This is a genomic window from Micromonospora vinacea, assembly GCF_015751785.1.
Taxonomy (GTDB): domain Bacteria; phylum Actinomycetota; class Actinomycetes; order Mycobacteriales; family Micromonosporaceae; genus Micromonospora; species Micromonospora vinacea.
Genome location: NZ_JADOTY010000001.1, coordinates 598,247 through 622,333, shown reverse-complemented (window position 1 = coordinate 622,333; position 24,087 = coordinate 598,247). Strand labels below are relative to the sequence as shown.

The window sequence follows — 24,087 nt, the reverse complement described above, 5'->3', positions numbered from 1 at the left end:
CCAGGCCGTCGTTCCAGGTGACCCGCTCCACTGAGCCCACGAACCTGTCCGCGACCAGCTCGGCTGAGCGGATGGTCGTCGCCCCGGTGGGGTACGTCGACATGGACACCGCGCCACGCCTGGCCACGGCCCTGATGAACGCGATCGACAGCCACCCCGAAGTCTGTTGCGACCTGACCGGCGTCGGCTTCTTCAGTGCCGCGGGCGTGCGCGTACTTCTACTGGCGCGGCAGCGGGCGAAGCGGGTCGGCTCCCGCTTCTCGGTCCGAGGCGCCGCGGGAATCACCAAGCGGGTGCTGCGGATCACGGGCGTGGAGCGTCTGCTCCTGGGCCCCGAACAAGACACCGGGCCGGGAGCACGGCTCGGCTGATCCGTAGCGCGTGACCCACACCCCTGCCCGGCGGTGGCGTCACCAGGTGTCGGGGCGGTCGAGATCACGGGCCGGCTGGTACCCGCCGAGGATTGCCAAGCCTTCCGCCTCGGTGTAGCCGTTCCCCCAACCCTTCAGGAACGCCTCGACGTGGCAGGACTTGACCACCATCTTCAGCACGTCACTGCCTTGCCGGTGGACCCGATAGGGGCCGGCGACAAGATCCCCGGGCCGAGCGTCATCGCCGGCCGGGGAGAATTGCGCCCGAACCGTCAGCCAACGGCCGGACCCGTCACCGACCACCAGAGACCCGTCGACGAAAGAGTCCCGCGCCGACCGGCCGAGCGTGACCGAACACTCCAGCAACCGTCCGCCGGGCGGCAGCGACTCCAGGCGGAACGGCACGACGCAGCGGTGGGCACCGTCGAACCGGACCCGGCTCGCCGTGCCGGCCGCCTTGTCCCGGGTGGTCGCGTAGATGTCCAACTGGGCCCAGAGCCCGTCGGCGGGTTGCCAGCGGACGAACCACAGCTTCCGGTCGCCGGACGGATCGAACCAGGCGACCCCCGCACGGTCGCCGACCCGTATCTCCGTCCGTGCCTGCGGTCGCCCGGCCGAGGACAACGTCTGCTGGAGCCCATTCAGCAACGCTTCGGTGCGGGCCAGCGCGAAACGGGCCTGACCGCTCGGGCCCCGGAACTCGACGCTCTCGATGCCGCGCCCGGTGCGCCACGTGGCGAAATCGGCACCGCTCAGCAGGGCGTCGGTCGTGAAGTGCACAGTCGCGGGATCGGCACCGACCTCCTCGGGGCGTACGGTCCCGTTGCTCTGTGCCTCCGGCAACATCAGCGCCGCAGCCGGCATGATCGGGTCATCAGTGCTCCTAACGCCCGGGATCGCCAGCACCACCGAGGTGAGAGCGACACACACCGCTGCCACGCCGCCGGCGATCAGCCCCCGCCGCCGCAGTCGCAACCGCCGGCCGCGATGCCGAGCCTGTTGCACGATCGGCGTCGGATCGATGTCGCCGCCCGCCCGATGCCTGAGCGTGGTGGCGAGCTGCTCATCGAGGTCACTGAACATCAGAGCTCTCCCGCCCATGCGTGGGTTGCCGCAACCTGTCGTTGACGCAGCGCCGCCAGAGCACGCTTCGCGTGGGTGCGTACCGTCCCGGCCGAACAGTCGAGGATCTCGGCTATCGACGTGTCATCAAGATCCTCGTAGTAGCGCAGAACTATCACGGTTCGCTGACGCGCCGGCAGCTCACAGACCAGCCGCCACAGCGCGTCGCGCTCGGCGACCCCGGCGGCCTCATCCACATCGCCAGCCCGATCGAGCACTGCTGCCACGGAGATCTCCCGGCTGCTGCGCCGACGCCACCACGAGTTGTGGGTGTTGACGAGCATGCGCCGGACATAGGCATCGGGACGGTCCGTCCGCGAGATGCGGCCCCACCGGGCGTACGCCCGCGCGAGGACATCCTGAACCAGGTCCTCGGCCCGGTGCTCGTCACCGGTCAGCAGCCGGGCGAGCCGCACCAGGGCCGAAGTGCGAGCGAACGCGTACTCCTCGAACGTCACGCCCTATTAACGCCGTCGGCCGGCCAACCCGTAGACACCCGCCGGGCACTTTCTGCCGAGCAGGGCCGTCGTGGCGCGCCTACTTGTCGCTGACGTAGGTGCCCCGCTGCGGCACGGTCATCACCAGTCCACGCTCTCGTAGCAGTCGCACCGCCGCGCGGACCGTGCCGCGAGCGACGCCGTACTCCTGCTGAAGCGTGGATTCACTCGGGATCGGTCGATTAGGTGGCAGCTCCCCGGTCTCAATCCGCTTGGCGATCACGTCGGCGAGCTGAACGTAGATCGGCGTTGGAGACAGGGGATCGAGCATGGACGCAACCTAGGGGACGTCCATAGACGTTCAAACCTCTGGTACGTCTATAGACGTACAGGAACGTACAGCGCTACGGTTGTCATCGAGAGGGTGACGCACCGTAGGGGGCCGGATGCGAAGGGTTGGTTTCGACGATTACCTGCTGTCGGTGGCTCTGACCCTGGCTCGGCGCCACCGCCCGGGATGGAGCTGGAAGCGTTGGCGCTACGTGTGTCGCTGCGGTGCGGATCTTCCCTGCCGGTTCCGGCACCGCATCCCGATCAACCGGCGGCACTGGCCCGGTGAAGACCAATGACGAAGCACGGACCGGGTCCTGCCGCTCTGGCTGTGCGAGACGTGCCATCGGCCTTGGCCCTGCGCTCCATGCCGCGATGAGCTGCTGGGCGAGCACGCCGCGACGTCAATCTCGCTGGCCCTCTACATGGGCGCGTGCCTGCTGTCCGCCAGGAAAGACATGAGCTGGGCCCCGCCGGACGCCCTCCGGCGCCGCTTCCTCGGCTGGATGCCGTGAGCGCGCTCAGCTCCGGCGATGTGGTGCTGATCGAGTCGGCGTGCTCGGTGCAGTTCAGCGGCGAACGGGCGCTCCGGCTCCGGCTCACCGCAGTCGGCAGCGTCGACCCGTACGACGGCTGGGTGTGGTTGACGGGCTACGTCCTCGACGCAAAGGGCACAGCTACCGACAAGCGGGAGGTGTACATCCAGCGTGCGGGCATCGTGGTCGAGCAGAGGCAGCCCGGCTCGCCGCCGTCCGGCCGGACCGTCGCCCAGGCTCGCACGAGCCCGCCACGGCTACGAAAGTCGCCGCAGTCCGCCCTTCCATGAGGTCAGAGTTGTTGGACGATCTGGATCGGGTTGCCGTCCGGGTCGGCCGTCCAGGCGATCAGCAGGCGATCGAGCCACCGGTGCGGTGCGGCCAGTGCGGGGGCGCCGTTCGCCGTGAGTTCGGCGTACGCGGCGGCGGTGTCGTCGGTCCAGAGGATCACCGCGGCCCGCTGGCCCTGGGGTACGGGGTCGAGCCCGTGGTCGTCGCGGGTGGAGGTCACCGAGGCGACGCCGATCTTGTAGCCGTCGAGCGCGAGGTCGATGTGGATCGGCTCGCCCTCGGCCGGCACCCGGAAGGTCTCGGTGAAGCCGAGGCCGGCGTAGAACTCGGCGGCGCGGGAGACGTCCTCGCTGAAGAGGATCACCTGAGGAGTGCGGAACATCGTCACCGCCCGACGCTACGACTTTCCGCTACATGCGCCGCTGTCGGCCCCGACTAGAGACAGATCCAGCAGTAGATGCTGTCCCCGCTCGTTCGTGCTCTGCGGGCCAGCCCGACGAACTCCCGCAAGCGCGACAGCATGACCTCCGGCTGAGTGTCGCTGTAGTGGGACAGCTCCTCAATGTGTGACCATCGGTTGGCCAGGTCCGGCAAGCGGTCATCCGGAATTTCGGCAAGCGCATCCCGGGCGCCTTCGCTCAGTACGACGACCCAGGGGCCTTCGTACTCACGGTCCTCACGAACACCCTCCGGCCAGATGAGTCGTTCCCCGATCAGGTCGGCGTCCCATGGCACGTCGAGGGCGAACGAGACGACTTGGCCGAGGACGACGGGCGGATCGATCCCCTTGCCATCCACGGCGTCCTCGACCGGGGAGTCCCCCTCTCGCACCACCGGGCCGCCATCGATGGCGGCCATCAGCTCCGCGACAGCCTTGTCGTCAGAAGCACGGAAGTAGTCGTACAGAACACCCACAGCGCCTCCGATCTGCTGCCATGCCGCGACCTGTGGGGCGACCGAGAGAACATACAGCCCGCCGCGAGGGGAACCCGGTAACCATCGTGGTCCGGGGCGAGACACCCACTTCGAGGCTGACTTCGTGGTCGGCGTTGTGGGCGCCGGCCAGTCTCGGCAGCTGCCCCTTGCAGCTACCCCGTCGCCGTAGCAGGAAGCGCTTGGCACCTACGGGGCTGAGCGGCCATGCGTCCGGGCCGGCTGACGCCGCTCGCCGAGTCGAGGCACGGGCTGGCGGCTGCGCCACGACTCCGCGTCGCCTCGCAGCCGGTTCCAGTTTCGTCGCAGCCACCATGCGTACGCCAGTGCCAGCACCGTGCTACCAGCGAGGAGAAGGGTTGGGTAGAGCATGCCCGGTTCGTCGTCCGAGAGGTAGGCACTTCCCACTGGGTCCACTCGGTCGTAGATCACGTCGACCTCTTCCCCGACGCTTGGTTCGTCCCACGGCGAGTGACTGATCCAGGCGATGACCTCCTCACCGCTTCGCGTGGTGAAGCTGACTGACACCCACCACTGCCGGCCGTGCACCTCGCGCACCGTGCCGACCGCCCGCTCGCCCCGTTCCACCAGGTCGTTGCGGTGGCGCAGGTTGCCCAGGCCGCAGGTTACGAGGACGAATACCAGCAGTGCCCCGACAGCGACGCCGAGGGCCGGGTGCCGGAGCCAGTAGCCGGGGCGCCATCGGCTCCGGGGTTTCGGATCAACCAGCTCAGTCGACTGCCCGGTGATCCGTGGTCCCGTCGCTCGCGAGCGCCGTCGGTACCGCTTGACCACCGCGCCTCCCGTATACGTCGCCCTCGGGATGTTCCCGCCCACGGTAGTTGGCTGCGCATAGCCCTACTGATCTCGCGTACGACGCCACCCGCGACGGTCCGAGTTCCACGGATGGCTGCACTGGCGGGGCTATCTCCGTCCTCGGAGAAAATCTATGTCCGAAGCGCTAGACATCCTTGATGGCGCCGACTAACGTTCCTGAGGTCGAAGACGGAGTAAACAAAGACGCTGACGTTGCCGCCCCGCACGAGGGCGAAGGAGTGGGGCCAGGGAACGTGCAAGTCCTGCTCAGCTCGGCGGCAGACATCTGCCGTAGTTAGGTAGTACGCGTGTGACAGCGGGTGGGGCCAACGCTTGTTCAGGGCTTCACCCGAGGTAAGGAAAGTCCGTCGCACGTGTTGGGGCCATGAAGTTGCGTGGGGCTTCGACACCGACGGACAGCACGGAGTACAGCAGAGGAAATCAGAGGCAAGGGAGGGCATTACACCGTTGGATCGCCCGCTGCCAGTCGCGTTCGTGGGCTGGGCGCGGACACCGCAGTTTCCCTCGAACGAGAGGTGGTCTCCGGTCACGCTTATGCGATCCTCGCACCCGAAGCCGTCCCTGACGGCCGGTGCGGACAAGACAAGCCGACGTTCTGTCGGTAGATGGTGTTCCTGACCCACAACCCTTGGGCCCCGGTGCTTCCGAGCACCGGGGCCCTCGTGATGGAGGTTCCATGGCTCAACCAGACGACATGCTCGACGATGAGGACTACCCCGCCTACACGATGGGCCGCGCCGCCGAGATCCTCGGCTGCTCGCAGGATTTTCTACGCCGACTCGGCGATGCGAAATTGATCGACCCGCAGCGCTCCAGCGGAGGGCACCGCCGCTACTCCCGCTACCAACTGCGCCTTGCCGCGCGAGCTCGGGAGATGTGTGATCAGGGCACCGACATCGCCTCGGCCTGCCGGATCATCATTCTTGAGGACCAACTCGAAGAGGCCCTTCGGCGCAATGAGCGCCACCAGCAGGGCTGAGCACACCTCCGCGCGGGTCTGCCCGCAACGTGAAGCCGAGCGCCATACGGTCCCTCCCGTCAGGGCAGGGGCCGTCGGTCGTCTGCGGAAAGGGTTCGGTCGTGTGGATCGGCGGGCCTGCCGGCAGCGCTCGATTGTGGTCCCTGCCCGAGCTGCGTCGGGATGGGCCGACTATCCGACGCCTCTGGCAAACAGCGCCACCACAGTCGGATTGTCCGTGCTGAGGCCGATCTGCTGCGCCCAACGTCCGAGGCCGACCAGTCCGATCTCGTGGGCCTCTTGTTCGGTGACGGCCGCGACGACCGCGCTGAGGGTGGTGGCCCGATCCCCAAGTATCGACACGGCGATCGGGTTCACACGTAAGTCATCCGTGGTGCCGTCGCCCTCACACCAAGCAGGCGACACGCCGACATACTCCACCGTCATGACCCACGTCGGGGTGGCAGCTGACTCCATGGATGTCCCTTCCACTCTGGCCCAGCAGGAATCTGTGTCGCGGATGTGCGTCTGGTCAGAACTGGGGCTGAACCAGTGCGAGCTGCATGTCGGACCACGTGCGTCGCTACCGCTCCCCGTCCCGGCACCTGCAGCGACAGATACCGCCGGGGTAAGCGTCCACTCGCCCATCGAGCCGCTGGACCTGGAGGTGGTCGTCTTCGTGCCAGATCGTCTCGCCAGGATGCACGAGGACCGGTCGGTTCAGTACGAAGTGGTGCCAGCGATCGATCAGTGTGAGGCGGTCGGCCTGCTCGCGCAACGCTGCCCCTCCTCCTAGCCGTGCTCGTGCTCAACATCATCGGCCAGCCGATAGGCGAGCCGCAACGGGTGACCTGGCTGGGCAGCGCCCCGGGTCGTTCATGCCTGACGCTAGGTTCTGGTCCTCAGACCAGAGCGGGTGATGACGTGGGCGACGTGCAGGCTACCTATCGTGCGATGCTGCGCGACGATATTGCTCCTGCTCTACGCGTCCTCGGCCTCAACGGATCGGGCTCCCGGTACAGCCTGCCGGACCCGGAGTCCTGGGCGTTGCTGGGGTTCCAGTCCTCGCGGTTCAACACGAGCGAGGCCCTGACGTTCACCGTCAACCTCTGCGCCATGTCACGGCTCGTCTGGGAGTCGCTCAGGCGTGAGCAGAGCCACCTACCGGAGAAGCCTTCGCCGGGCACCTTCTACGGTCGTTTCGTCTGGTCCTGCCGCCGGGGCCATCTGATGCCTGAGAACAGGGACGTCTGGTGGGATCTGGACGAGGATGCTGATGCCAAGGCTGTTGCGAGCGAGGTCGTCGCCGCTATCAGCGCGTACGGCCTTCCTGCTCTCCGCGAACGGCTTTGATCTAACAGTCTTCGCCATGGCCGGCCGGCCCGGCCGATGCCGGCCGGAGGTCGCCAGCAGGCCGGGGCCAGGCGTGCCAAGCCGCTGACCTGCGGCGGTGGGTGTGCGCCCGGCAGGATTCGAACCTGCGGCCTTGGGATTAGAAGAAGATCAGGGATGGCTGGTCGCGGTAACCTGCCCCTGCTCAAGGCGTCTGCCGCTGTCGGATCGCGTCGGCCTTGGTCGACAGTGTTGGCTGTACGAATGGCTGTACGGCCGCGAAGTGCTGCTGCGGCATGGTGGGAGGATCGGTGGCGCTCAACAAGCGAGGCAGTAGGCCGATCGTTGTCGATGGCAAGGGCTATCGCTGGATCGTCCGCCGGAAGCCGACGTACAGCCAGGGCTTGACCTGGTCGCCGCTGAGCTTTGCTGTTGAGCGGACGGATCCGCCTGGCCGCGCCACTCTCGTCGTCCAGCTGGCGTCGCCTCATCCGGCCAACTGGATGAACGCTCCGTCGTCTCCGGTGCTGCCTTCGGCGGTCGCCAGCGCCATACGACAGGCGCTTGACCTTGGGTGGCAGCCGAATCACCCCGGATCGTCTTTCATGCTGAACCTCGGTGATGAGGACCAACTTCCGTAGCCATCGCAGGCCACCCGTCATTCCGGGTCATCGACTCAATCCATGCTGGGGTCCTCTTCGTCGGGTGACGTTGCGATCACCTGGTCCCATGCGTTGACGATGGCTGCGGCCTGCCGCTCGCTACAGGCCAAGCCACTGAGCAGGACGTTGTTCTGGTAGTCGATGATCTCGAAGCGCCATCGATCGAGTTCAGGCCGGTGTTCCAGCGTTGCCCAGAAGTGGCCGGAAAGGTCGCTCGGAAATACCTCGTCGGCCACGTACCGCTCCTCTGCCTCAAGCCCATCTCCGCCGTGAGTCCGCACATCGTGGAACGGGCCTGCTCCCCGGTGTCAACACAACGATCCACCGTGTTGACACCGGGGAGCAGGCCCGTTCGGCTTCGCCCGGACTCACGGTGGAGGTGGGCGGCCCCATCTCTGTCGAAGATCCCCGCCGGAGGCATCGGTTCCGGTCCTTAGGGCACCTGCAATCGGCCGGCGCGCCGGCCGATGCCGGCGCTTGCGCCGCCAGCAGGCCGAGCGCGGCCGGCGCGGCCCGCTTGCGGGCCGCCTTGATTACCAAGAGCCCAATTCGGCAAGCTGTCACCGTGATTTCTCAGCCGTCCGTCCAGTCGTTGTTCCTCGAAGCCATGGCCAACGGGGAAGTACTTGGAACAGGGACGGGATTCGTGGTAGAACACGGCAACCGTCCATATTTGATAACCAACTACCACGTCGTCGCAGGCCGCAGCCCGATCGACGGTCAGCCTCGGCACCGGAGCGGTGCGGTGCCGGACAAACTCCGAGTGTCTTACCTTCTGCCGCCGATGCCAGGCCGGCTCTTCTGGGAAGAACGATACGAAACCGTTCTTGACGTGGAGGAAGACCGCGCGCTTTGGCTTGAACATCCGACACACGGGCGGCTTGTAGATGTCGTCGCAGTTCCACTTGCCAACTCCGCTGGGACGGAGCTGCGCCCCTACGACCTCTTGGGCGGGGCGCCCGAAATAATGGTCGGCCCGTCCGACGGGGTAAGCATCGTTGGTTTTCCATTTGGCATAACTGGTGGTGGAAGGTTCGCTATATGGACGCGCGGATTCATCGCGAGCGAAAGGGACGTGGATTTCCATGACCTGCCGCGCTTCTTGATCGACGCGAGAACGCGTCCAGGGCAGTCTGGCTCTCCCGTCATTGCCTACAGCGCCGGTGGAATGACCTCGATGGCCGACAGGTCAACTGCAATCTTCGACGGGCCTGTGACAAATCTTCTCGGGATTTATTCGGGCAGGATCAATGAGCAGTCAGATCTGGGAATCGTATGGAAAGTTCGCGCAATCAAGGAGATCCTCGCTGCCCAAAAGCCCGGCGTTGCTGGCCTTTGATTCTGGGCATTCAAGTCCGTTTTTATTGATGCAATGCAGTTGCAATCTTCCTCATCCACTCCGAACGTTCCGTAATGGTGTCGGCTCCTGCACTAAGAAGCCGCCTACGCTTTCCGGGCTTGTTGGCGAACCCGATCGTTCGTACGCCGGCTGCCTGTCCACCTTTAATGTCGGAGGTGGAGTCGCCCACTAGTACGCAATCGCTGGGGTCGGCGCCCACCGCTACGACAGCCTGCAGGACTGGTGCAGGGTTCGGCTTCTTGAGGCTCGGGGCAGCATGAGCCCTACCGATGGTTCCCACGACATAACGGGAAAGTCGATGGACTGCAAGGTAACGTGCGATGGCCGCAGCGGAGTTGTTGCTGACGATGGCCACTGGACGGCGAGTTTCGTGGGCAGCGACGATGACCTCTCGTGCATAAGGTGTCGGGCTGGCACCGCCGACCGCGGCTAGCTCGGCTCGGCACAGTGCATCCTCTACCTGTTCGACCAGCGATTGCTCGCCGACTGTCGCAACGAAACGGAGCACTTCGAGCGGATCGTCCACGGCCCGGATGTGGGCAGGAATCTCGACAGCCTGCTCATCTATGACGCGGCGCAGCTCGGCCACAACGGTGAAGTCCGCCAGCGTGGCGAAGACGCTGCAGACCGGTCCGCCGAAGTCGAGCAGGAGCGGCCCGGTGTCGCTAAGGACTTGGGCGACGCTGTATCGCGCGTTCATGGCGTGTGGTCGGGCGCGATGGTTGACCACATGGAGTCGAACCAGGTTGGGGCCTGATCAACGTACTGCGACGCGTCGGAAGCCTCGTCGTCGCTGACGGCCCGATGAAAGAGAACCGCGTCTTTACCCATCGGGTCCTAGATTGCCGTCGGTTGACCTTTGATCATTACGGTGTGCTCTGCCACTGGGTAGAAGCCGCAGAAGGCTTCCTCGCCTTTGACGCCGGCACCCTGACCGTTCGGCAAACCGTCCAGCGGGCAGAGGGCAGCCTTCAGATCGTTGCGCCGAAGACGGAGCGGTCTCGGCGGACGCTTCCGGTGCCGGCGCAAACTCTCGCCCTGTTTCGCGCGCACCGTCGGCAGCAAGCCGCCGACAGGTTGGCGGTGGGGGAGCGGTGGCAGGATCACGGCCTGGTCTTCCCGTCCAAGGTCGGTACGCCGATGGACCCGGACCACATCGACCGGACGTGGCACAAGATCCGGGCGGCGGCCGGACTCGACTGGCTGCGGCTGCACGACCTGCGGCACGCGTGCGCCACATTCCTGCTCGTCTCCGGTGCCTCGCCCCGGACCGTGATGAAAGTGCTCGGTCACAGCCAGATCGGGCTGACCATGAACACCTACGCCCACGTCCTACCCGAGATCGAGCGGGCCGCCGTGGACGAGGCCGCAAAGTACCTCTTCGGCTGACTTGGCTGTCGAACGGCTGTATGGAGGGCCGTGGTGATCGTCTCGACCGGAAGTGGAAGCCGTTGACCTGCGGCGGTGGGGGTGCGCCCGGCAGGATTCGAACCTGCGGCCTTGGGATTAGAAGTCCCCTGCTCTATCCGCTGAGCTACGGGCGCGTGTGGCGTGGATGTCGCGCCCAGAGGGTACCGCCGTCCTACTGCCCGACGGCGAAAAGGGTGCCCGCGTACACGTTGCCGAGCAGGGTCTCACGTTCGCCTCGTGGCGGGCATCCGGGTTACCGCGGACCGGCCTGGCCGTGGACCGTACCTTTGGCTGGTGTTGCTGGATTCCGATGCCGAGAGCGACGTCGCCTACGAGCTGTGCCAGGTCGTCGGTCGCGCCATCCTGCCGTACCGGTCCTCGGGCGACTTCGGTACCGCGTTCTTCTTCCAAGGCGGCGACGACCCGGTGGGGGAGTCGTTGTTGACGGCGGCCGACCTGGTGGTCGGTTCGGGGGGTGAGCTGGGCCTGCGGTCGAGTGTCACCGAGCCGGCGGGGGTGGCCCCGGCCGTCATTGCCGAGGCCGAGATCGTGCCCGGCTGGGCCCGCTTCCCGGGCGACGGGGTAGCGGTGTTGCCGACCGCTGGCCTGCACCGGTATGCCGGCGACGGCGGCTGGCGGTGGCGCGTCCAGCCGGTGCCGGCGGAGGTCGCCGCCGGGCCCGAGGTGGTCGCCCGCCTCGGCGCCGACGCCAGTTCCGCTTTCGTGCTGGCCCTTGGGGTACGCGAGGACGGGTCGCGGCCGCTGGAGGTCGCGATCGAGCGGGTGGTCCGCGACGGGGACGCCGTGGTGGTCACCACGGAGCTGCCGCCGGGGTACGTCGGCGCGCCGGTCTTCATCGTTCAGGCAGCCGCCACCGGTGCGATCTCCCCGTACTGCCTGGGCCTGGTCCTGCCCGGCGTCGGCGAGCACCCGGTGGCGACCTTCGACCGGATCCGTGCCGTCCTGCCGGCGACGCCCGGTGACGTCTGAGCCCCGCTATCCGGCCTGGTCAGCGGCCGGGCGTCGCCGCCTCCGTCGCGTCGGCCGTCTGCGCGGTGGTCGGCGCGGCGTCAGCTGGGCCCGCGTCGGTCAGTGCGGCATCCACTGGGGGCGCGTCTGAGCGTGCGGCGTCGGCCGGTGTGGCGTCGGCCGGGGCGGTGGGGCCGGCGGCGAGGAACGCCTCGGCCCAGCGGCCCACCTCGTCGAAGACCTTCTTCCGTACGGCGGGGCCGGAGAGGGTGAGGTCGTGCAGCCCGCCGTCGAAGCGGGCCAGTGTGACGTGGCGGCCGAGGCGGGGCGCGTAGCGGACCATGTGCTCCACGTCCAGCACGGCGTCGGCCAGTGTCGCGTTGTCGTGCCACTTGGTGCCCCGGAAGGACCGGGTCGAGCAGGCCAGCAGCACCGGCACCTGGATGTCCAGGCCGGCGCGGAGCCGGCGTTGCCCGGTGCGGATCGCGTTCAGCCAGCCGGCCCGGACCGGGAACCCGGCCAGCGGCTTCCACGCCAGGTCGTAGGTCCACTCGCCGCGGTGGTCGGAGTGGATGCTCTCGCCGTACACAGTGCCCAGCCCGAACGGGAGGATGCGGTGCGGCGCCCTGCGGCCCAGCCGGGACGCGGCGGCCGCGAGGGGTCGGCGGACCGCCCAGGGGGCGTTCAGGTCGAAGAAAGGGCTGTTGAGCACCAGGCCGTCGATGGTGCCGGTGTCGCGGCGGGCGTCCGCCCAGAGCGAGATGATCAGGCCGCCGGTGGAGTGGCCCATCGTCAGCAGGGTGTCGTGCCCGTCGTCCTTGCGGATGATCTCGGCGGCGGCGTCCAGCTCGGCGAAGTAGTCGCTGATGTCGTGGCAGAAGTTCGGGGTCTGGCCCGGGAGCAGACTGCGACCGTATTTGCGCAGGTCGAGTGCGTAGAAGTCCCAACCTCGCTCGGCGAAGAAGTCGGCCAGATGGGTCTGGAAGAAGTAGTCGACGAAGCCGTGCACGTAGAGCACGGCCCGCCCGGTGGGGCGCTCGGCCCGCCGCCGGACCAGAGTCGCGACAACGGGTCCTTCGTCGTCGGTGCCCAGGTCGATCGTCTGCCGCTCGTACGGCGGCCCCAACACGTCCGGTTCCACGAACGCGACGCTACGCCGCCGCCCTACCGAGCGGTAGCCCAAGCCTCGCTGGTTCAGTTGACGCCACTCGCCCCGCGATCTTGCACTTTCTGTCCCGACAAAAAGGGGCGATAGCCGCTGTTCGGGAGCCGAAAGTGCAAGATCGCGGGGGTGGGGCGTGGGTCAGGCCGTTTCCGCGTCGGCGCGGAGGGCCGGGTCCTCGGACTCGTCGGCCTCGGTCTGCGGCTGGGGGAGGTCGCGCAGGTGCTTGTTGTGCCGGGGCTCCTGGCGGGTCTTGGCGTCGTTGAGCCGGCGCCGCAGGTCGTCACGGACGTCGTTGAGGGCGGCGTGCAGGTCCTCCTCGGCGGAGGTGGTGACGATCTTCTGCCGGCCGGCGATCCAGCACTCCAGGGTGACCTTCTGCCCACGCGCCTCCCGGTCCTTCACCGACACCTCCAGCTCGGTGGCGTCGGCGTGGAAGCTGGCCAGCCGGGCGTCGAGGGTGCCGAACTGCTCGGCGATCCAGTTGCGGTCGCCCTGCGAGAACCCGGCACCCACCCGCAGGCACTCGGCCACGGTCGCCGGGTTGGCCACGGCGCTCATCGCTGCGCCTCGGAAGCGTTCGCGGAGCCGATGGTAGTGATCATCATGGCGCTGACCTCTCGTCGACGTGGAGCTGTCGGTGGTGCCTTGATCAAGTCCTTACCCAGTTCGGGCGGCCCGGGAAACCGTGGACGGCGGGTCGGCCGGGTCGGGCGTACCACATCCGGGCGTGATCAGGGCGTTGTCCACAGGTGGGTCCGTCATCCACAGGCGGGGAATGGGCGCTCGCAACGGGTGCCCTCAGTGTCGATGCTCGGTGTCGAGTCGACTCGCGCTGGCAGGCCCCGATCCCCCTGGAGGGACGATGTTCGACACTTACGTGACAATCGTCGGCAATGTGCTGACTACGCCCGAGTGGCGGCGTACGACCCAGAGCAACACCCTGGTGGCCAACTTCAAGGTCGCCTCCACCGCCCGCCGACTCGACCGGGACAGCGGCCGGTGGGTCGACGGCAATTCGCTCCGCGTCCGCGTCAACTGCTGGCGCAAGCTCGCCGAGGGGGTCGCGGCCTCCGTCATGGTCGGCGATCCGGTGGTGGTCTGCGGGCGGCTCTACACCCGCGACTGGACCGACGACGCCGGCAACCACCGCACGCTCTACGAGTTGGAGGCGGTCGCCGTCGGCCACGACCTGTCCCGGGGCCGGGCCCGGTTCCTGCGCAACCGGCCGAGCATGACGACAAGCACCGTGGAGGACACGGAGGCCGAGAGCCGGGTGCACGGCGAGCCCACCGAGCCGGTGCCGGCCGGGCAGGCACCCGTGCTGCCCGACGACCGTCCGCTGGACGACGACTTCGAGCTGCCCGACTACGCGGAGCTGGTAACCAGCCCGTTCGCCACCGTCGGAGAGGACGACGACAGCACCCCGAGTGGCGGACAGGTCGGGCAGGGCAACCTCCCGTCGGGCCTCGACGACGAGTTGGCATCTCCGCCCGAGGCGGACGACGACCACGCCGACGGTGAGCTGGACATCGAGTTGGGGCCGGTGCCCGACGAGGGGCAACCGGAGCCGGCGCAGCCCGGTCGAGGGCGGCGTGGTCGGGGCCGGATCCCGCAGCCAGCCTGACTGGTCGGCTCGGCCGTCGCGGGTTGGGCGGCGGCCGAGCTGGCTGAGGTTCGGCCACATGGCACCACGCGGCACCACACGGCGCGGTGCGGCACAGCATGGTGCGGAGCGGTGCGGCACATGCGGCACGACGGGGGCGGGGTGGCGGCGTGATCAGCGCTGTCACCCCGCGTGACGGGCGTCAGCGGGGCTGGCCTGCCTCTTCGCTCCAGGGGTTCTCGTCGCCGGTGCGGGACCGTGGGTCGGGTTGGTTCACGGGGTGCTCGTCTAGGCTGGCCGGCCGGAGGTGGTGCGGGTGCGACGGACAGCGCCGATGGCGAACGCGGTGGGGCTGCTCGCCGGGTACGCGCTGGACAGGGTGCTCGGCGACCCCAGCCGGTGGCACCCGGTGGCCGGCTTCGGGCAGGCCGCGGGCGCGCTGGAGCGCCGCCTCTACCGCCCGGACCGAACGGCGGGTACGGCGTTCACCGCCCTGGCCGTCGGCGGGCCGGTGTTGCTCGGTGCGGTCGCCGCAGCCGCCACCCGGCACCGGCCGGTGACCCGGGCGGTGCTCGTCGCGGCCGGCACGTGGACCGTGCTGGGCGGCCGCACGCTACGACACGAGGCGACAGTGATGGGTCGGACGCTGCGCGACGGTGACCTGCCCGCCGCCCGGCGACGCCTCGGTCACCTCTGCGGACGGGACCCGTCGACGCTGGGCGAGTCGGAACTGGCCCGTGCCACAGTCGAGTCGGTCGCGGAGAACACCTCCGACGCTGTGGTCGCTCCGCTGCTCTGGGGTGCGGTCGCCGGGCTGCCCGGGCTGCTTGGCTACCGCGCGGCGAACACCCTCGACGCGATGGTCGGCCACCGGTCGACGCGCTACGCGCGGTTCGGCACCCCGGCCGCTCGGCTGGACGACGCGCTCAACCTCGTGCCGTCCCGACTGACCGGGCTGCTCACCATCGCCGTCGCGCCGGTCGCGCACGGGGACCGCCAGCGCGCCTTGCAGGTGTGGCGGCGGGACCGCAACGACCACCCGAGCCCCAACGCCGGGCAGTGCGAGGCGGCGATGGCCGGTGCGCTCGGGGTCCGCCTCGGTGGCCGCAACGTCTATTTCGGGCGCTCCGAGGTGCGGCCGTTCCTCGGTGACGGTCCCCGCCCCGAGGCGCGGCACCTGAAGCGGGCCGCCCGGATCTCCGGCGCGGTGGGGTTGGCCGCCGTCGGGCTGGCCGCCGCGTACCCGGTGACCCTCGGCCGGTTGGTAGGCGCCGTGAGCAGGCGTGCACTGATCGGCGCCGTGGGCCGGCGAGGGCTGGTTGCTGCGGCCGGAGGGCGCGGGCTGGCCGGCCTCGCCCGGGGCGTTGGGGCGTGGCGGGTGAGCGGGCGGTGAGCGGCGGGCTGCTGGTGGCCGGCACGACGTCCGACGCCGGCAAGAGTGTGCTCACCGCCGGCATCTGCCGCTGGCTGCACCGGCGGGGCGTGAAGGTGGCGCCGTACAAGGCGCAGAACATGTCGAACAACTCGGCGGTGGTCGTCGGGCCGGACGGACGCGGCGGCGAGATCGGGCGCGCCCAGGCCATGCAGGCCGCGGCGTGCGGGCTGGCACCCGACCTGCGGTTCAATCCGGTGCTGCTCAAGCCGGGCAGCGACCTGGCCAGTCAGGTGGTGCTGCTGGGTGAGGCGGTCGACACGATCACCGCAGGCACCTTCCGGCAGCTACGTCCCCGGCTCGCCGAGACCGCGTACGCCGCCCTGGCGGAGCTGCGCGAGACGTACGACGTGGTGATCTGCGAGGGCGCCGGCAGCCCCGCGGAGATCAACCTCCGGGCCGGTGACTACGTCAACATGGGGCTGGCCCGGCACGCCAACCTGCCCGCCATCGTCGTCGGCGACATCGACCGGGGTGGTGTCTTCGCCTCGATGTTCGGCACTGTGGCCCTGCTCGACCCGGCCGACCAGGCCCTGATCGCCGGCTTCGTGATCAACAAGTTCCGGGGCGACCTCGGGCTGCTCCAGCCGGGTCTGGACATGCTGCGTCAGGTCACCGGCCGCCCCACGTACGGGGTGCTGCCCTGGGCACTCGACCTGTGGCTCGACGCGGAGGACTCACTCGCCTACGGCCGGGTGCTCGGCCGGCCCGCCGCCCCGCACGGCAGCGAATGGCTGGACGTGGCCGTCGTCCGCCTGCCCCGGATCAGCAACGCCACGGACGTGGAGGCGCTCGCCACCGAGCCGGGCGTCCGGGTACGCCTCACCATCGAACCGGCCGAGCTCGCCGCCGCCGACCTGGTCGTCCTGCCCGGCTCCAAGTCCACCGTCGCCGACCTCGCGTGGCTGCGCGAAACCGGGCTCGCCGACGCCGTGGCCACCCATGTGGCGGCCGGCAAGCCCCTGCTCGGCCTCTGCGGCGGTTTCCAGATGCTCGGCCGCGCCATCCACGACCCGGTGGAGAGCCGGCAGGGCAGCGTGCCGGGGCTCGGCCTGCTGCCCATCGACATCACCTTCGACCCGCGCAAGACCGTCCGGCAGTCGGCGGGCACCGGCCACGGTGGGCTCCCGGTGCGTGGCTACGAGATCCACCACGGGTACGTCTCACAGGCCGACCCCGGCCTGACCCCGCTGCTGACCGGCGACGACGGTGTCGGAGAGGGCGCCGTGCTCGGCGCGGTGCACGGCACACACTGGCACGGGGCGTTCGAGTCCGACGGGTTCCGCCGATGGTTCCTCACCGAGGCGGCTCGCCTGGCCGGGCGCAGCGGCTTCCGGGTCGCACCGGCCACCAGCTTCGCCGCCGCCCGGGAACGCTCACTCGACCTGCTCGGCGACCTGGTCGAGGAACACCTGGACACCGATGCCCTCTGGCGGCTCATCGAAGTCGGCCCGCCCGCCGACCTCCCCTTCATCCCACCCGGCGCCCCGTCCTGACCGGCACACCGTCCCCTGAGGAGGGTGCAGGCGGCACGGCGCACGGCAAGGCCGGGGGATATCAGGGGCGGACGTCGGCGGGGCGGTCGGTGGTGGGCAGGCCGGCGGCGAGCCAGGCGTCCACGCCGCCGATCATGTCGGTGGCCCGGCGCAACCCGAGGGTCTGCAGGCTGGCGGCGGCCAGGCTGGAGCTGTAGCCCTGCCGGCACACCAGCACGATCTCCCGGTCGTACCCGGTGGCCTCGGGGATCCGCCAGGCGCTGGCCGGATCGAGGCGCCACTCCAGTACGGTCCGGTCGATGACGACCGCGCCCGGCAGGTCGCCCTGTTCGCGGCGCTGAAGTTCGCTACGGGTGTCGACCAGCAACGCGCCGCCGCGGACCGCCTCGACGGTCTGCTGCGGAGTCAGTCGGTTCAGCCCGGCGCGGGCCTGTTCGAGTAGGGCGTCTATACCGGGGCTCATTACGTCTCGGAGCACCACCCGATCATGCCGATTCGGTGGCACCCCGGGCGGCGAACGGGCCGCCCGTCACCCGTCGCCGCACCAATTCCCCCGGACGTGACGGTGGCGGGCCAGGGCGGTCAGCCCTACGTGTCACAGTGCCCCACTTCGGCCCCGCAAACGGCATGATCGACACGGGCCAGCAGGGATATCGCGACGTCGATGAACCAGAGCCGATCACCCTGCCCAGCAGCGGTGGCGGCATACTTCGGGCATGCACCACGGGAGGCTGTGCTGAACCCGGAGACTGGCGGGCCGACAGTGGCGGTCGTCGAGGCGTACGCCGGATTGGCTCGTCGGGTGCTCGCCGGCCCGGCGCGGTTGGGGCGGACCCGGCTGGTCGCTGTCGACGGGCCGAGCGGCGCGGGTAAGAGCCGGTTCGCCGCGCGGCTCGCGGATGCCCTGGCAGGGCCGCTCGACGGCCGGCCGCCGGTGGTGCACACCGACGACCTGCTCGACGGATGGGACGACCAGGTCACCTTCTGGCCCCGACTCGACGAGGGGGTGCTCGCCCCGCTGCGCAAGGGGGAACCGGGCGCCTACCGGCGGTACAGCTGGGTCCGGCGATGTTTTCTGCCCCGGCCGGTTCCGGTTCCGGTGGCTCCGGTGCTGGTGGTCGAGGGGGTCAGCGCCGCCCGGGCGGTCGTCCGGCCGGAGCTGACGCTGGCGGTGTTCGTCACCGCGCCCGCGCCGCTGCGACTGGCTCGCGCGGTCGACCGGGACGGGCCGGCGATCCTGCCCGAGCTGCGCCGCTGGCATGACGGGGAACGGGCGCACTTCGCCGTCGACGAGACCGCGACCCACGCCGACCTGTTGGTGGATGGCGCGCCGACCCTGCCGCACGACGCGGACCGGTACTACGTGCGGCTTCGCTAGGCGGGCATGGACGTCTGCCACCGACTGCGGCACGATGCGGGGAGCTACGGCGAACGGGGAGCCACCATGACGGCAGCGGACGCGCCAGCGCGGCGTCGGATCACCCTCACCGGAATCAGCTCGCGGGCCTGGGAGCATCCGGCCGACCGGGGTGCCCTGGTCGCGCTGCGGGAGCTGCGTGGTTTCGACGACGTGGTGCGGGCGTTCTTCGGGATGTGGAACGAGCGGGGGTTCCGGCTGTCCGTGCTGGCATCCGGCATCCGGGTCGACCACCGGCAGTACCCGGCGGTGTGGCAGCGCTACACCGAGGCCGCGGCGGCGCTCGACGTGGCCGAGCTGCCCGAGCTGTACGTGACCCAGTCGCCCTGGCTGGGCGCCGAGGCGGTGGGGCTGGAGCGGCCGTTCATCGTGCTCAACTCCGCGTGCGTGCAGCAACTCGACGAGGACGAGCTGCGCTGCCTGCTCGGCCACGAGTTGGGGCACGTGGGCAGCGGGCACGCGGTCTACAAGACCATGCTGATGATCCTCACCCGTTGGGCGGCCAACCTGAGCTGGTTGCCGGTCGGCGCGATCGCGCTGCGGGCCATCATCGCGGCGATGCTGGAGTGGTGGCGTAAGGCGGAACTCTCCGCCGACCGGGCCGGCCTGCTCGCCGGGCAGGACCCGGCCGCCGCGCTGCGGCTGCTGATGAAGCTGGCCGGCGGCGGCGACCTGTCCCAGGTCGACACCACAGCCTTCCTGGAGCAGGCCGCCGAGTACGCCGGCGGCGGCGACCTGCGCGACAGCCTGCACAAGATCCGGATGACCGCGTGGAGCACCCACCCGACGCCGGTGGCACGGGCGGCGCAGCTGCGCCAGTGGATCGACTCCGGGGCGTACGGGCAGGTGCTGGCCGGGGACTATCCGCGCCGCGAGGACGACAGCTCGACAAGCGTCTCCGAGGAGATCAAGGCGGCTGCCGAGTCGTACCGGGAGGAGTTCAGCCGGTCCACCGACCCACTGGTGGGGTTGCTGCGCCGGCTCGGCGACGGCGCGAGCGACGTCGGCGAGTGGGTGGGTGGCACCGCCGGTCGGGCCCGTTCCTGGATGGATGCCGCCACCGAGGCGGCCGGCCGCGCCCACCGTGCCGGCCGGGCCGCCCCCGGCGCGCGGGCCGGCGCCGGCCCCGCCGACAGCGGTGACGGTACGGGCTCCGCCGGCACGCCCCGGTAAGGCCGGCATACGATGCCGGTCATGACCTCACCGATCATGTCCGAGTCCGAGGTGCGGGCCGCCGTCGAGCGGGAGATGCCTGGCGTCCGGGCCGACCTGGAGCGCCTCGTCCGCATTCCCGGCATCGCCTTCGAGGGCTTCGACCACTCGCACGTGGAACGCTCCGCCGAGGCGGTCGCCGAGCTGCTGCGCGGCTGTGGCCTGGACGTCGACATCGTGCGATCCGGCGGCCAGCCGGCGGTGATCGGCCGTCGGGCCGCGCCGCCCGGCGCACCCACCGTCCTGCTCTACGCCCACCACGACGTCCAGCCGGTCGGCGACCGCTCGCTGTGGGAGTCCGACCCGTTCGAGCCGGTGGAGCGGGACGGCCGGCTCTACGCCCGGGGCGCGGCCGACGACAAGGCCGGCATCATGGCGCACGTCGCGGCGCTGCGCGCGTACGGTGACGCACTGCCGGTCGGCGTGGTCCTCTTCATCGAGGGCGAGGAGGAGTACGGCTCCGACTCGCTGGAGCAACTGCTGGCCGAGCACCGCGACGAGCTCACCTCCGACGTCATCGTGATCGCCGACTCCGGCAACTGGGACATCGGCGTACCGGCGTTGACCACCTCGCTGCGGGGCATCGTCAACTGCTTCGTCGAGGTGCGCACACTGGACCACGCGGTGCACAGCGGCATGTTCGGCGGCGCCGTGCCGGACGCGCTGACCGCGCTGGTCCGGCTGTTGGCGACGCTGCACGACGACGCCGGCGACGTGGCAGTGGACGGCCTCGTCGGCCGGGAGGGCGCCACCGTCGACTACCCGGAGGACCGGGTCCGGGCCGAGGCGGGGCTCGCCGACGGCGTGCAGTTCATCGGCACCGGCCGGATCACCGACCGGCTCTGGACCAAGCCGGCGCTGGCCATCCTCGGTGTGGACGCGCCGTCCACCGGTGAGGCGCCGAACGCCCTGGTCCCGGCCGCGAAGGCGAAGCTCAGCATCCGCCTCGCCCCGGGCGACGACCCCAAGCGGGCGTACGCGGCGGTGCGCGCGCACCTGGAGCAGCACGCGCCGTGGGGTGCGCAGGTGACTGTCACGTTCGAACACGACGGCGACCCGTGCGTGATCGACGCGTCCGGGCCGATGTTCGACGCCGCCCGTTCGGCCTTCCGGACCGCCTGGGACGGCACCGCCCCGGTGGACATCGGCGTCGGCGGCTCGATTCCGTTCATCGCGACCTTCCAGGAGATGTTCCCGAAGGCGGCGATCCTGGTGACCGGTGTGGAGGACCCGCACGCCCGCGCGCACGGCCCGAACGAGAGTCTGCACCTGGGGGAGTTCGCCCGGGTCTGCCTCGCCGAGGCGCTGCTTCTGCGCAACGTGGCGGCGGTCGGCGGTTAGGTGTCAGAACGGCAACTTTGGGCCTGATCTGGGAGTTTACGGCGTGTCGGATGGTCGGCTGTTATAGCCTTTCGTACATGAGTACGAACGAGGTGATGGCCCGGTTGGGGGCCGCTGTCAGCGCGCTGGGCGATGTCGATGTCTCCGCGTGGTCCGAGGACACGCTCAACGAACAGCTCGGTGAGCTCTCCGCCGCACTGGTCGCCCTCGACTCGGTGCTCTCCCGGGTCGCCGGCGAGGTCCGCGCCCGAGGTTTGCGCATCGAGGAGCCCGTCTCCGCTTAAGGGCCTGTCGTCCGCGTGAGCGGGCGGCACCCTGCCGACACCGCCCGGGCACGGCAATGCCCGGGCGGTGTCGGAGGTGACTGGCAGGATGAGCTGCGTGCGGTTCCTCGATCTGGCAGCCACGTCCGCCGCCGTCGGCGCCACCAGCGGCCGGCGCGCCAAGGTGGAGCTGCTCGCTGACGCGCTGCGCCGGCTCGACCCCGACGAGGTCGAGCCCGGCGCCGGCTATCTCGCCGGTGAGCTGCGCCAACGGCAGACCGGGGTCGGCTACGCGAGCCTGCGTGACCTGCCGCCACCGGCCGCCGAGCCGACGTTGACGGTGGCGGCCGTGGACGCGGCCATCGCACAGATCGCCGCTGTGCACGGCTCCGGCTCGCAGGCCCGGCGTCGGGCGCTGCTCGGTGCCCTCTACGCGGCGGCGACGGCCGACGAGCAGCGCCTGCTCACCGGCCTGTTCAGTGGCGAGCTACGGCAGGGCGCCCAGGCCGGGCTCCTCGCGGACGCGGTGGCCCGGGCCGCCGAGGTGCCGGTGGCGGCGGTCCGCCGAGCGCTGCTGCTCGCCGGTGATCTCCGGGCGGTTGCGGTGGCCGCGCTGGCCGGCGGGGCCGCCGAGCTGGCCGGGTTCGGTCTCCAGGTCGGCCGGCCGCTGGCGCCGATGCTCGCGCAGAGCGCCCCCTCGGTCGACGAGGCGCTCGCCGCGACCGGCACGCCGGCGGTGGTCGACGTGAAGCTCGACGGCATCCGCATCCAGGTGCACCGCTCCGGCGCCGACATCGCCGTGTTCACCCGCAGCCTCGACGAGATCACCACCCGGGTGCCCGAGGTGGTCGCCGCGGTCCGGGCCCTGCCCGGCCGGGAGTTGGTCCTCGACGGCGAGGCGATCGGCCTGGACGAGACCGGCCGCCCGCTGCCGTTCCAGCAGACGTCGAGCCGGGCCGCCCGGCGCACCACCCCCAGCACCACCGGGCGCACACCGGTCGCCCCGGCGGTGCTCGCGGCGGCCGCCAGCACGGGCGCGGCGGTGCTCACCCCGTACTTCTTCGACCTGCTCCACCTCGACGGTGAGGATCTGATCGACAGTCCCGGCCGGGAGCGGTGGGCCGCCCTCGCCGGTTCGGTGGATTCGTCGCTGCTGGTCGGGCGGATGGAGGTCGACGATCCGGAGCAGGCCGCCGCCGCGTTCGCCGCCGCGCTCGACGCCGGGCAGGAGGGCGTGGTGGTCAAGGCGCCGGACGCCCCCTACGACGCCGGTCGGCGCGGTGCCGCCTGGGTCAAGGTCAAACCGCGACACACCCTCGACCTGGTGGTGCTCGCCGTTGAGTGGGGCAGCGGCCGACGCAAGGGCTGGCTGTCCAACCTGCATCTGGGTGCCCGTGATGCCCGCACCGGCGACTTCGTCATGCTCGGCAAGACGTTCAAGGGGCTCACCGACGAGCTGCTGCGGTGGCAGACCGAGCGGTTCCTCGGCCTCGCCGTGGAACGCGGCGACTGGGTGGTCCGGGTCCGGCCCGAGCAGGTGGTCGAGATCGCCTTCGACGGGGTGCAGACGAGTTCGCGCTATCCCGGTGGGATGGCGCTGCGGTTCGCCCGGGTGGTGCGCTATCGCGACGACAAGTCCGCCGCCGAGGCGGACACCATCGACGCGGTCCGCGCCATCCACGCCGGCCGTGTGAGTGGCTGACGGAGCGAGGTCAGGCGGAGGCGGTCGGCGTCGGTTCGGCGGCCCGGTCCAGCGGAGCCGGGGCGGTGCCGATGCCGGCGGCCCGGCGGGCCTCCCGACGGGCCACCCAGCCGTAGCCGAAGATGGCCATCACCGCGAAGAGCCACCACTGCACGACGTAGCCGAAGTTCTGCCAGTTGTTGGTGTGCCCGACCGGCACGGCCTTGAACACTGGATCGGCGGCCGGGGTCTGCTCGTCGAGCAGCAGGTAGGCACCGTAGACCGGGTAGGGAAGCTCGCCGGCCAGCCGTGACACCCCGATCCGCCGGATCTCCAGCAGCCCGTCGCGTCGGGCCACCGCGCCGGCGCCGCTCTCGGTCTCGTGCACCCGACCGACCACAGTCACGTCGCCGGTCGGCGCGGCCGGCACCGACGGCTGGGCGGTCGCCCCACCGGGCGCCGGCGGAATCCAGCCCCGGTCCACCAGCAGCGCCGTGCCGTCGGCGAGCACCAGAGGGGTGAGCACCTCGAAGCCGACCCGGCTGTCCACCGTCCGGCCACGGACCAGCACGGTGTTCGTGGGGTCGTACCGGCCGGTGACGGTGACCCGGGTCCAGACCTTGTCCTCGGCGGGGGCCGGACCGGCCGTTCCCGCGCCGCCGGTGGGAGCGCGCAGCGCATCGGCGAGCGGCGCGGGGGCCATCCGCTGGCCCGCGTCGATCCGCTCGTTGACCTCGGTGCGCCCCCGGTAGCGGTCCAGCTGCCAGTTGCCGAGGAACACCATGACGGCGGCCGCGACCAGGGTCAGCGCGAGAGCGCCCAGCCAGCGTGGGCTCAGCAGGAACCGGTACACGGCACCGAGGCTACTCGTATGACCGGCGCCACTGACCTGGACCGGGCCGGACGGGCCGGGACCGGCGCCCCGGGGC

General features: G+C 70.2%; 29 protein-coding genes and 1 tRNA gene. 16 read left to right on the top strand and 14 right to left on the bottom strand.

Translation table 11 applies throughout. From position 1 onward, the window contains the following. Positions 1-17 precede the first annotated feature (17 nt). The gene (locus tag IW249_RS03035; RefSeq protein WP_196919395.1) at positions 18-371 is read left to right on the top strand and encodes an STAS domain-containing protein; all 354 of its coding nucleotides are present in this window, start codon (positions 18-20) and stop codon (positions 369-371) included. A 39-nt stretch (positions 372-410) separates the two neighbouring features. Here IW249_RS03035 and IW249_RS03030 read toward each other — a convergent pair whose 3' ends face one another. The 3 genes from IW249_RS03030 to IW249_RS03020 form a co-directional block, all read right to left on the bottom strand. Beyond that, positions 411-1,454 (bottom strand): hypothetical protein, encoded by a 1,044-nt coding sequence (locus tag IW249_RS03030; protein ID WP_196919394.1) that lies wholly within the window; start codon positions 1,452-1,454, stop codon positions 411-413. Then, positions 1,454-1,951 (bottom strand): SigE family RNA polymerase sigma factor, encoded by a 498-nt coding sequence (locus tag IW249_RS03025; protein ID WP_196919393.1) that lies wholly within the window; start codon positions 1,949-1,951, stop codon positions 1,454-1,456. Before IW249_RS03025 ends, IW249_RS03030 begins: the two co-directional genes overlap by 1 nt. A gap of 79 nt (positions 1,952-2,030) precedes the next feature. Next, on the bottom strand, positions 2,031-2,261 hold the full coding sequence (locus IW249_RS03020) for a GntR family transcriptional regulator (protein ID WP_196919392.1): 231 nt from the start codon (positions 2,259-2,261) through the stop codon (positions 2,031-2,033). Positions 2,262-2,771: 510 nt separating this feature from the next. On the opposite strand from IW249_RS03020, the gene IW249_RS03015 reads away from it, so the two are divergent. Then, on the top strand, positions 2,772-3,086 hold the full coding sequence (locus IW249_RS03015; protein ID WP_196919391.1) for a hypothetical protein: 315 nt from the start codon (positions 2,772-2,774) through the stop codon (positions 3,084-3,086). A 2-nt stretch (positions 3,087-3,088) separates the two neighbouring features. Here the strand turns inward: IW249_RS03015 and IW249_RS03010 are convergent, their stop codons facing one another. From IW249_RS03010 to IW249_RS03000, 3 genes are all read right to left on the bottom strand, one after another. Next, a complete protein-coding gene (locus IW249_RS03010; protein WP_231392934.1) occupies positions 3,089-3,469 on the bottom strand; it encodes a VOC family protein in 381 nt (126 codons plus the stop codon). A 53-nt stretch (positions 3,470-3,522) separates the two neighbouring features. Then, on the bottom strand, positions 3,523-4,002 hold the full coding sequence (locus IW249_RS03005; protein WP_196919389.1) for a hypothetical protein: 480 nt from the start codon (positions 4,000-4,002) through the stop codon (positions 3,523-3,525). A gap of 207 nt (positions 4,003-4,209) precedes the next feature. Beyond that, entirely contained in the window at positions 4,210-4,815 is a 606-nt protein-coding gene (locus IW249_RS03000; protein ID WP_196919388.1) for a DUF3592 domain-containing protein, read from the bottom strand. Positions 4,816-5,533: 718 nt separating this feature from the next. Here IW249_RS03000 and IW249_RS02995 point away from each other — a divergent pair. After that, on the top strand, positions 5,534-5,836 hold the full coding sequence (locus IW249_RS02995; protein WP_196919387.1) for a helix-turn-helix domain-containing protein: 303 nt from the start codon (positions 5,534-5,536) through the stop codon (positions 5,834-5,836). A gap of 171 nt (positions 5,837-6,007) precedes the next feature. On the opposite strand, the gene IW249_RS02990 is transcribed toward IW249_RS02995, so the two are convergent. Continuing rightward, the gene (locus IW249_RS02990) at positions 6,008-6,262 is read right to left on the bottom strand and encodes a hypothetical protein (protein ID WP_196919386.1); all 255 of its coding nucleotides are present in this window, start codon (positions 6,260-6,262) and stop codon (positions 6,008-6,010) included. A 477-nt stretch (positions 6,263-6,739) separates the two neighbouring features. On the opposite strand from IW249_RS02990, the gene IW249_RS02985 reads away from it, so the two are divergent. After that, positions 6,740-7,168, top strand: coding sequence for a DUF4304 domain-containing protein (locus IW249_RS02985; protein WP_196919385.1), 429 nt, complete (start codon positions 6,740-6,742; stop codon positions 7,166-7,168). Between the two features lie 290 nt (positions 7,169-7,458). Beyond that, positions 7,459-7,788 carry an ATP-grasp domain-containing protein gene (locus tag IW249_RS02980; protein ID WP_196919384.1) on the top strand — a complete coding sequence of 110 codons (330 nt, stop codon included), beginning with the start codon at positions 7,459-7,461 and terminating at the stop codon, positions 7,786-7,788. 35 nt (positions 7,789-7,823) lie between these two features. Here the strand turns inward: IW249_RS02980 and IW249_RS02975 are convergent, their stop codons facing one another. After that, positions 7,824-8,045 carry a hypothetical protein gene (locus IW249_RS02975; RefSeq protein ID WP_196919383.1) on the bottom strand — a complete coding sequence of 74 codons (222 nt, stop codon included), beginning with the start codon at positions 8,043-8,045 and terminating at the stop codon, positions 7,824-7,826. A gap of 329 nt (positions 8,046-8,374) precedes the next feature. Here IW249_RS02975 and IW249_RS02970 point away from each other — a divergent pair, with 329 nt between their 5' ends. Beyond that, complete coding sequence (locus tag IW249_RS02970; protein ID WP_196919382.1) at positions 8,375-9,148, top strand: S1 family peptidase; 774 nt, start codon at positions 8,375-8,377, stop codon at positions 9,146-9,148. Positions 9,149-9,170: 22 nt separating this feature from the next. Here the strand turns inward: IW249_RS02970 and IW249_RS02965 are convergent, their stop codons facing one another. Further along, a complete protein-coding gene (locus tag IW249_RS02965) occupies positions 9,171-9,869 on the bottom strand; it encodes an HAD family hydrolase (protein WP_196919381.1) in 699 nt (232 codons plus the stop codon). 152 nt (positions 9,870-10,021) lie between these two features. On the opposite strand from IW249_RS02965, the gene IW249_RS02960 reads away from it, so the two are divergent. Beyond that, positions 10,022-10,558: a tyrosine-type recombinase/integrase gene (locus IW249_RS02960; protein WP_196919380.1), complete on the top strand. Its 537-nt coding sequence runs from the start codon at positions 10,022-10,024 to the stop codon at positions 10,556-10,558. Between the two features lie 82 nt (positions 10,559-10,640). Here IW249_RS02960 and IW249_RS02955 read toward each other — a convergent pair. Then, positions 10,641-10,713, bottom strand: a tRNA-Arg gene (locus tag IW249_RS02955). Positions 10,714-10,873: 160 nt separating this feature from the next. Between IW249_RS02955 and IW249_RS02950 the strand changes: the two genes are divergently transcribed. Further along, a complete protein-coding gene (locus IW249_RS02950; RefSeq protein ID WP_196919379.1) occupies positions 10,874-11,569 on the top strand; it encodes a hypothetical protein in 696 nt (231 codons plus the stop codon). A gap of 19 nt (positions 11,570-11,588) precedes the next feature. On the opposite strand, the gene IW249_RS02945 is transcribed toward IW249_RS02950, so the two are convergent. Together IW249_RS02945 and IW249_RS02940 are read right to left on the bottom strand one after the other, a co-directional pair. Beyond that, positions 11,589-12,689 carry an alpha/beta hydrolase gene (locus IW249_RS02945; RefSeq protein WP_196919378.1) on the bottom strand — a complete coding sequence of 367 codons (1,101 nt, stop codon included), beginning with the start codon at positions 12,687-12,689 and terminating at the stop codon, positions 11,589-11,591. Positions 12,690-12,851: 162 nt separating this feature from the next. After that, the gene (locus IW249_RS02940) at positions 12,852-13,271 is read right to left on the bottom strand and encodes an HPF/RaiA family ribosome-associated protein (protein ID WP_196919377.1); all 420 of its coding nucleotides are present in this window, start codon (positions 13,269-13,271) and stop codon (positions 12,852-12,854) included. 304 nt (positions 13,272-13,575) lie between these two features. On the opposite strand from IW249_RS02940, the gene IW249_RS02935 reads away from it, so the two are divergent. The 3 genes from IW249_RS02935 to IW249_RS02925 all read left to right on the top strand — a co-directional run bounded on the left by IW249_RS02935 (position 13,576) and on the right by IW249_RS02925 (position 17,244). Next, a complete protein-coding gene (locus tag IW249_RS02935; protein ID WP_196919376.1) occupies positions 13,576-14,337 on the top strand; it encodes a single-stranded DNA-binding protein in 762 nt (253 codons plus the stop codon). A 313-nt stretch (positions 14,338-14,650) separates the two neighbouring features. Further along, positions 14,651-15,709 (top strand): cobalamin biosynthesis protein, encoded by a 1,059-nt coding sequence (locus IW249_RS02930; protein WP_196924606.1) that lies wholly within the window; start codon positions 14,651-14,653, stop codon positions 15,707-15,709. Then, entirely contained in the window at positions 15,706-17,244 is a 1,539-nt protein-coding gene (locus tag IW249_RS02925) for a cobyric acid synthase (RefSeq protein ID WP_196924604.1), read from the top strand. Before IW249_RS02930 ends, IW249_RS02925 begins: the two co-directional genes overlap by 4 nt. Positions 17,245-17,305: 61 nt before the next feature. Here the strand turns inward: IW249_RS02925 and IW249_RS02920 are convergent, their stop codons facing one another. Beyond that, positions 17,306-17,707, bottom strand: a complete 402-nt coding sequence (locus tag IW249_RS02920) for a rhodanese-like domain-containing protein (RefSeq protein WP_196924605.1) — start codon at positions 17,705-17,707, stop codon at positions 17,306-17,308. Between the two features lie 201 nt (positions 17,708-17,908). Here IW249_RS02920 and IW249_RS02915 point away from each other — a divergent pair, with 201 nt between their 5' ends. The 5 genes from IW249_RS02915 (at position 17,909) to IW249_RS02895 (ending at position 23,179) form a co-directional block, all read left to right on the top strand. Then, on the top strand, positions 17,909-18,622 hold the full coding sequence (locus IW249_RS02915; RefSeq protein WP_231392387.1) for a uridine kinase family protein: 714 nt from the start codon (positions 17,909-17,911) through the stop codon (positions 18,620-18,622). A gap of 66 nt (positions 18,623-18,688) precedes the next feature. Further along, complete coding sequence (locus tag IW249_RS02910; protein ID WP_196919375.1) at positions 18,689-19,834, top strand: M48 family metallopeptidase; 1,146 nt, start codon at positions 18,689-18,691, stop codon at positions 19,832-19,834. Positions 19,835-19,870: 36 nt separating this feature from the next. Next, the gene (locus tag IW249_RS02905) at positions 19,871-21,214 is read left to right on the top strand and encodes a dipeptidase (RefSeq protein ID WP_196924602.1); all 1,344 of its coding nucleotides are present in this window, start codon (positions 19,871-19,873) and stop codon (positions 21,212-21,214) included. A gap of 77 nt (positions 21,215-21,291) precedes the next feature. Continuing rightward, positions 21,292-21,498 carry a hypothetical protein gene (locus tag IW249_RS02900; protein WP_030333429.1) on the top strand — a complete coding sequence of 69 codons (207 nt, stop codon included), beginning with the start codon at positions 21,292-21,294 and terminating at the stop codon, positions 21,496-21,498. A gap of 88 nt (positions 21,499-21,586) precedes the next feature. Then, positions 21,587-23,179 carry an ATP-dependent DNA ligase gene (locus IW249_RS02895; RefSeq protein ID WP_231392386.1) on the top strand — a complete coding sequence of 531 codons (1,593 nt, stop codon included), beginning with the start codon at positions 21,587-21,589 and terminating at the stop codon, positions 23,177-23,179. Positions 23,180-23,189: 10 nt separating this feature from the next. Here IW249_RS02895 and IW249_RS02890 read toward each other — a convergent pair whose 3' ends face one another. Then, a complete protein-coding gene (locus tag IW249_RS02890; RefSeq protein WP_196919373.1) occupies positions 23,190-24,011 on the bottom strand; it encodes an SURF1 family cytochrome oxidase biogenesis protein in 822 nt (273 codons plus the stop codon). Positions 24,012-24,087: the final 76 nt, after the last annotated feature.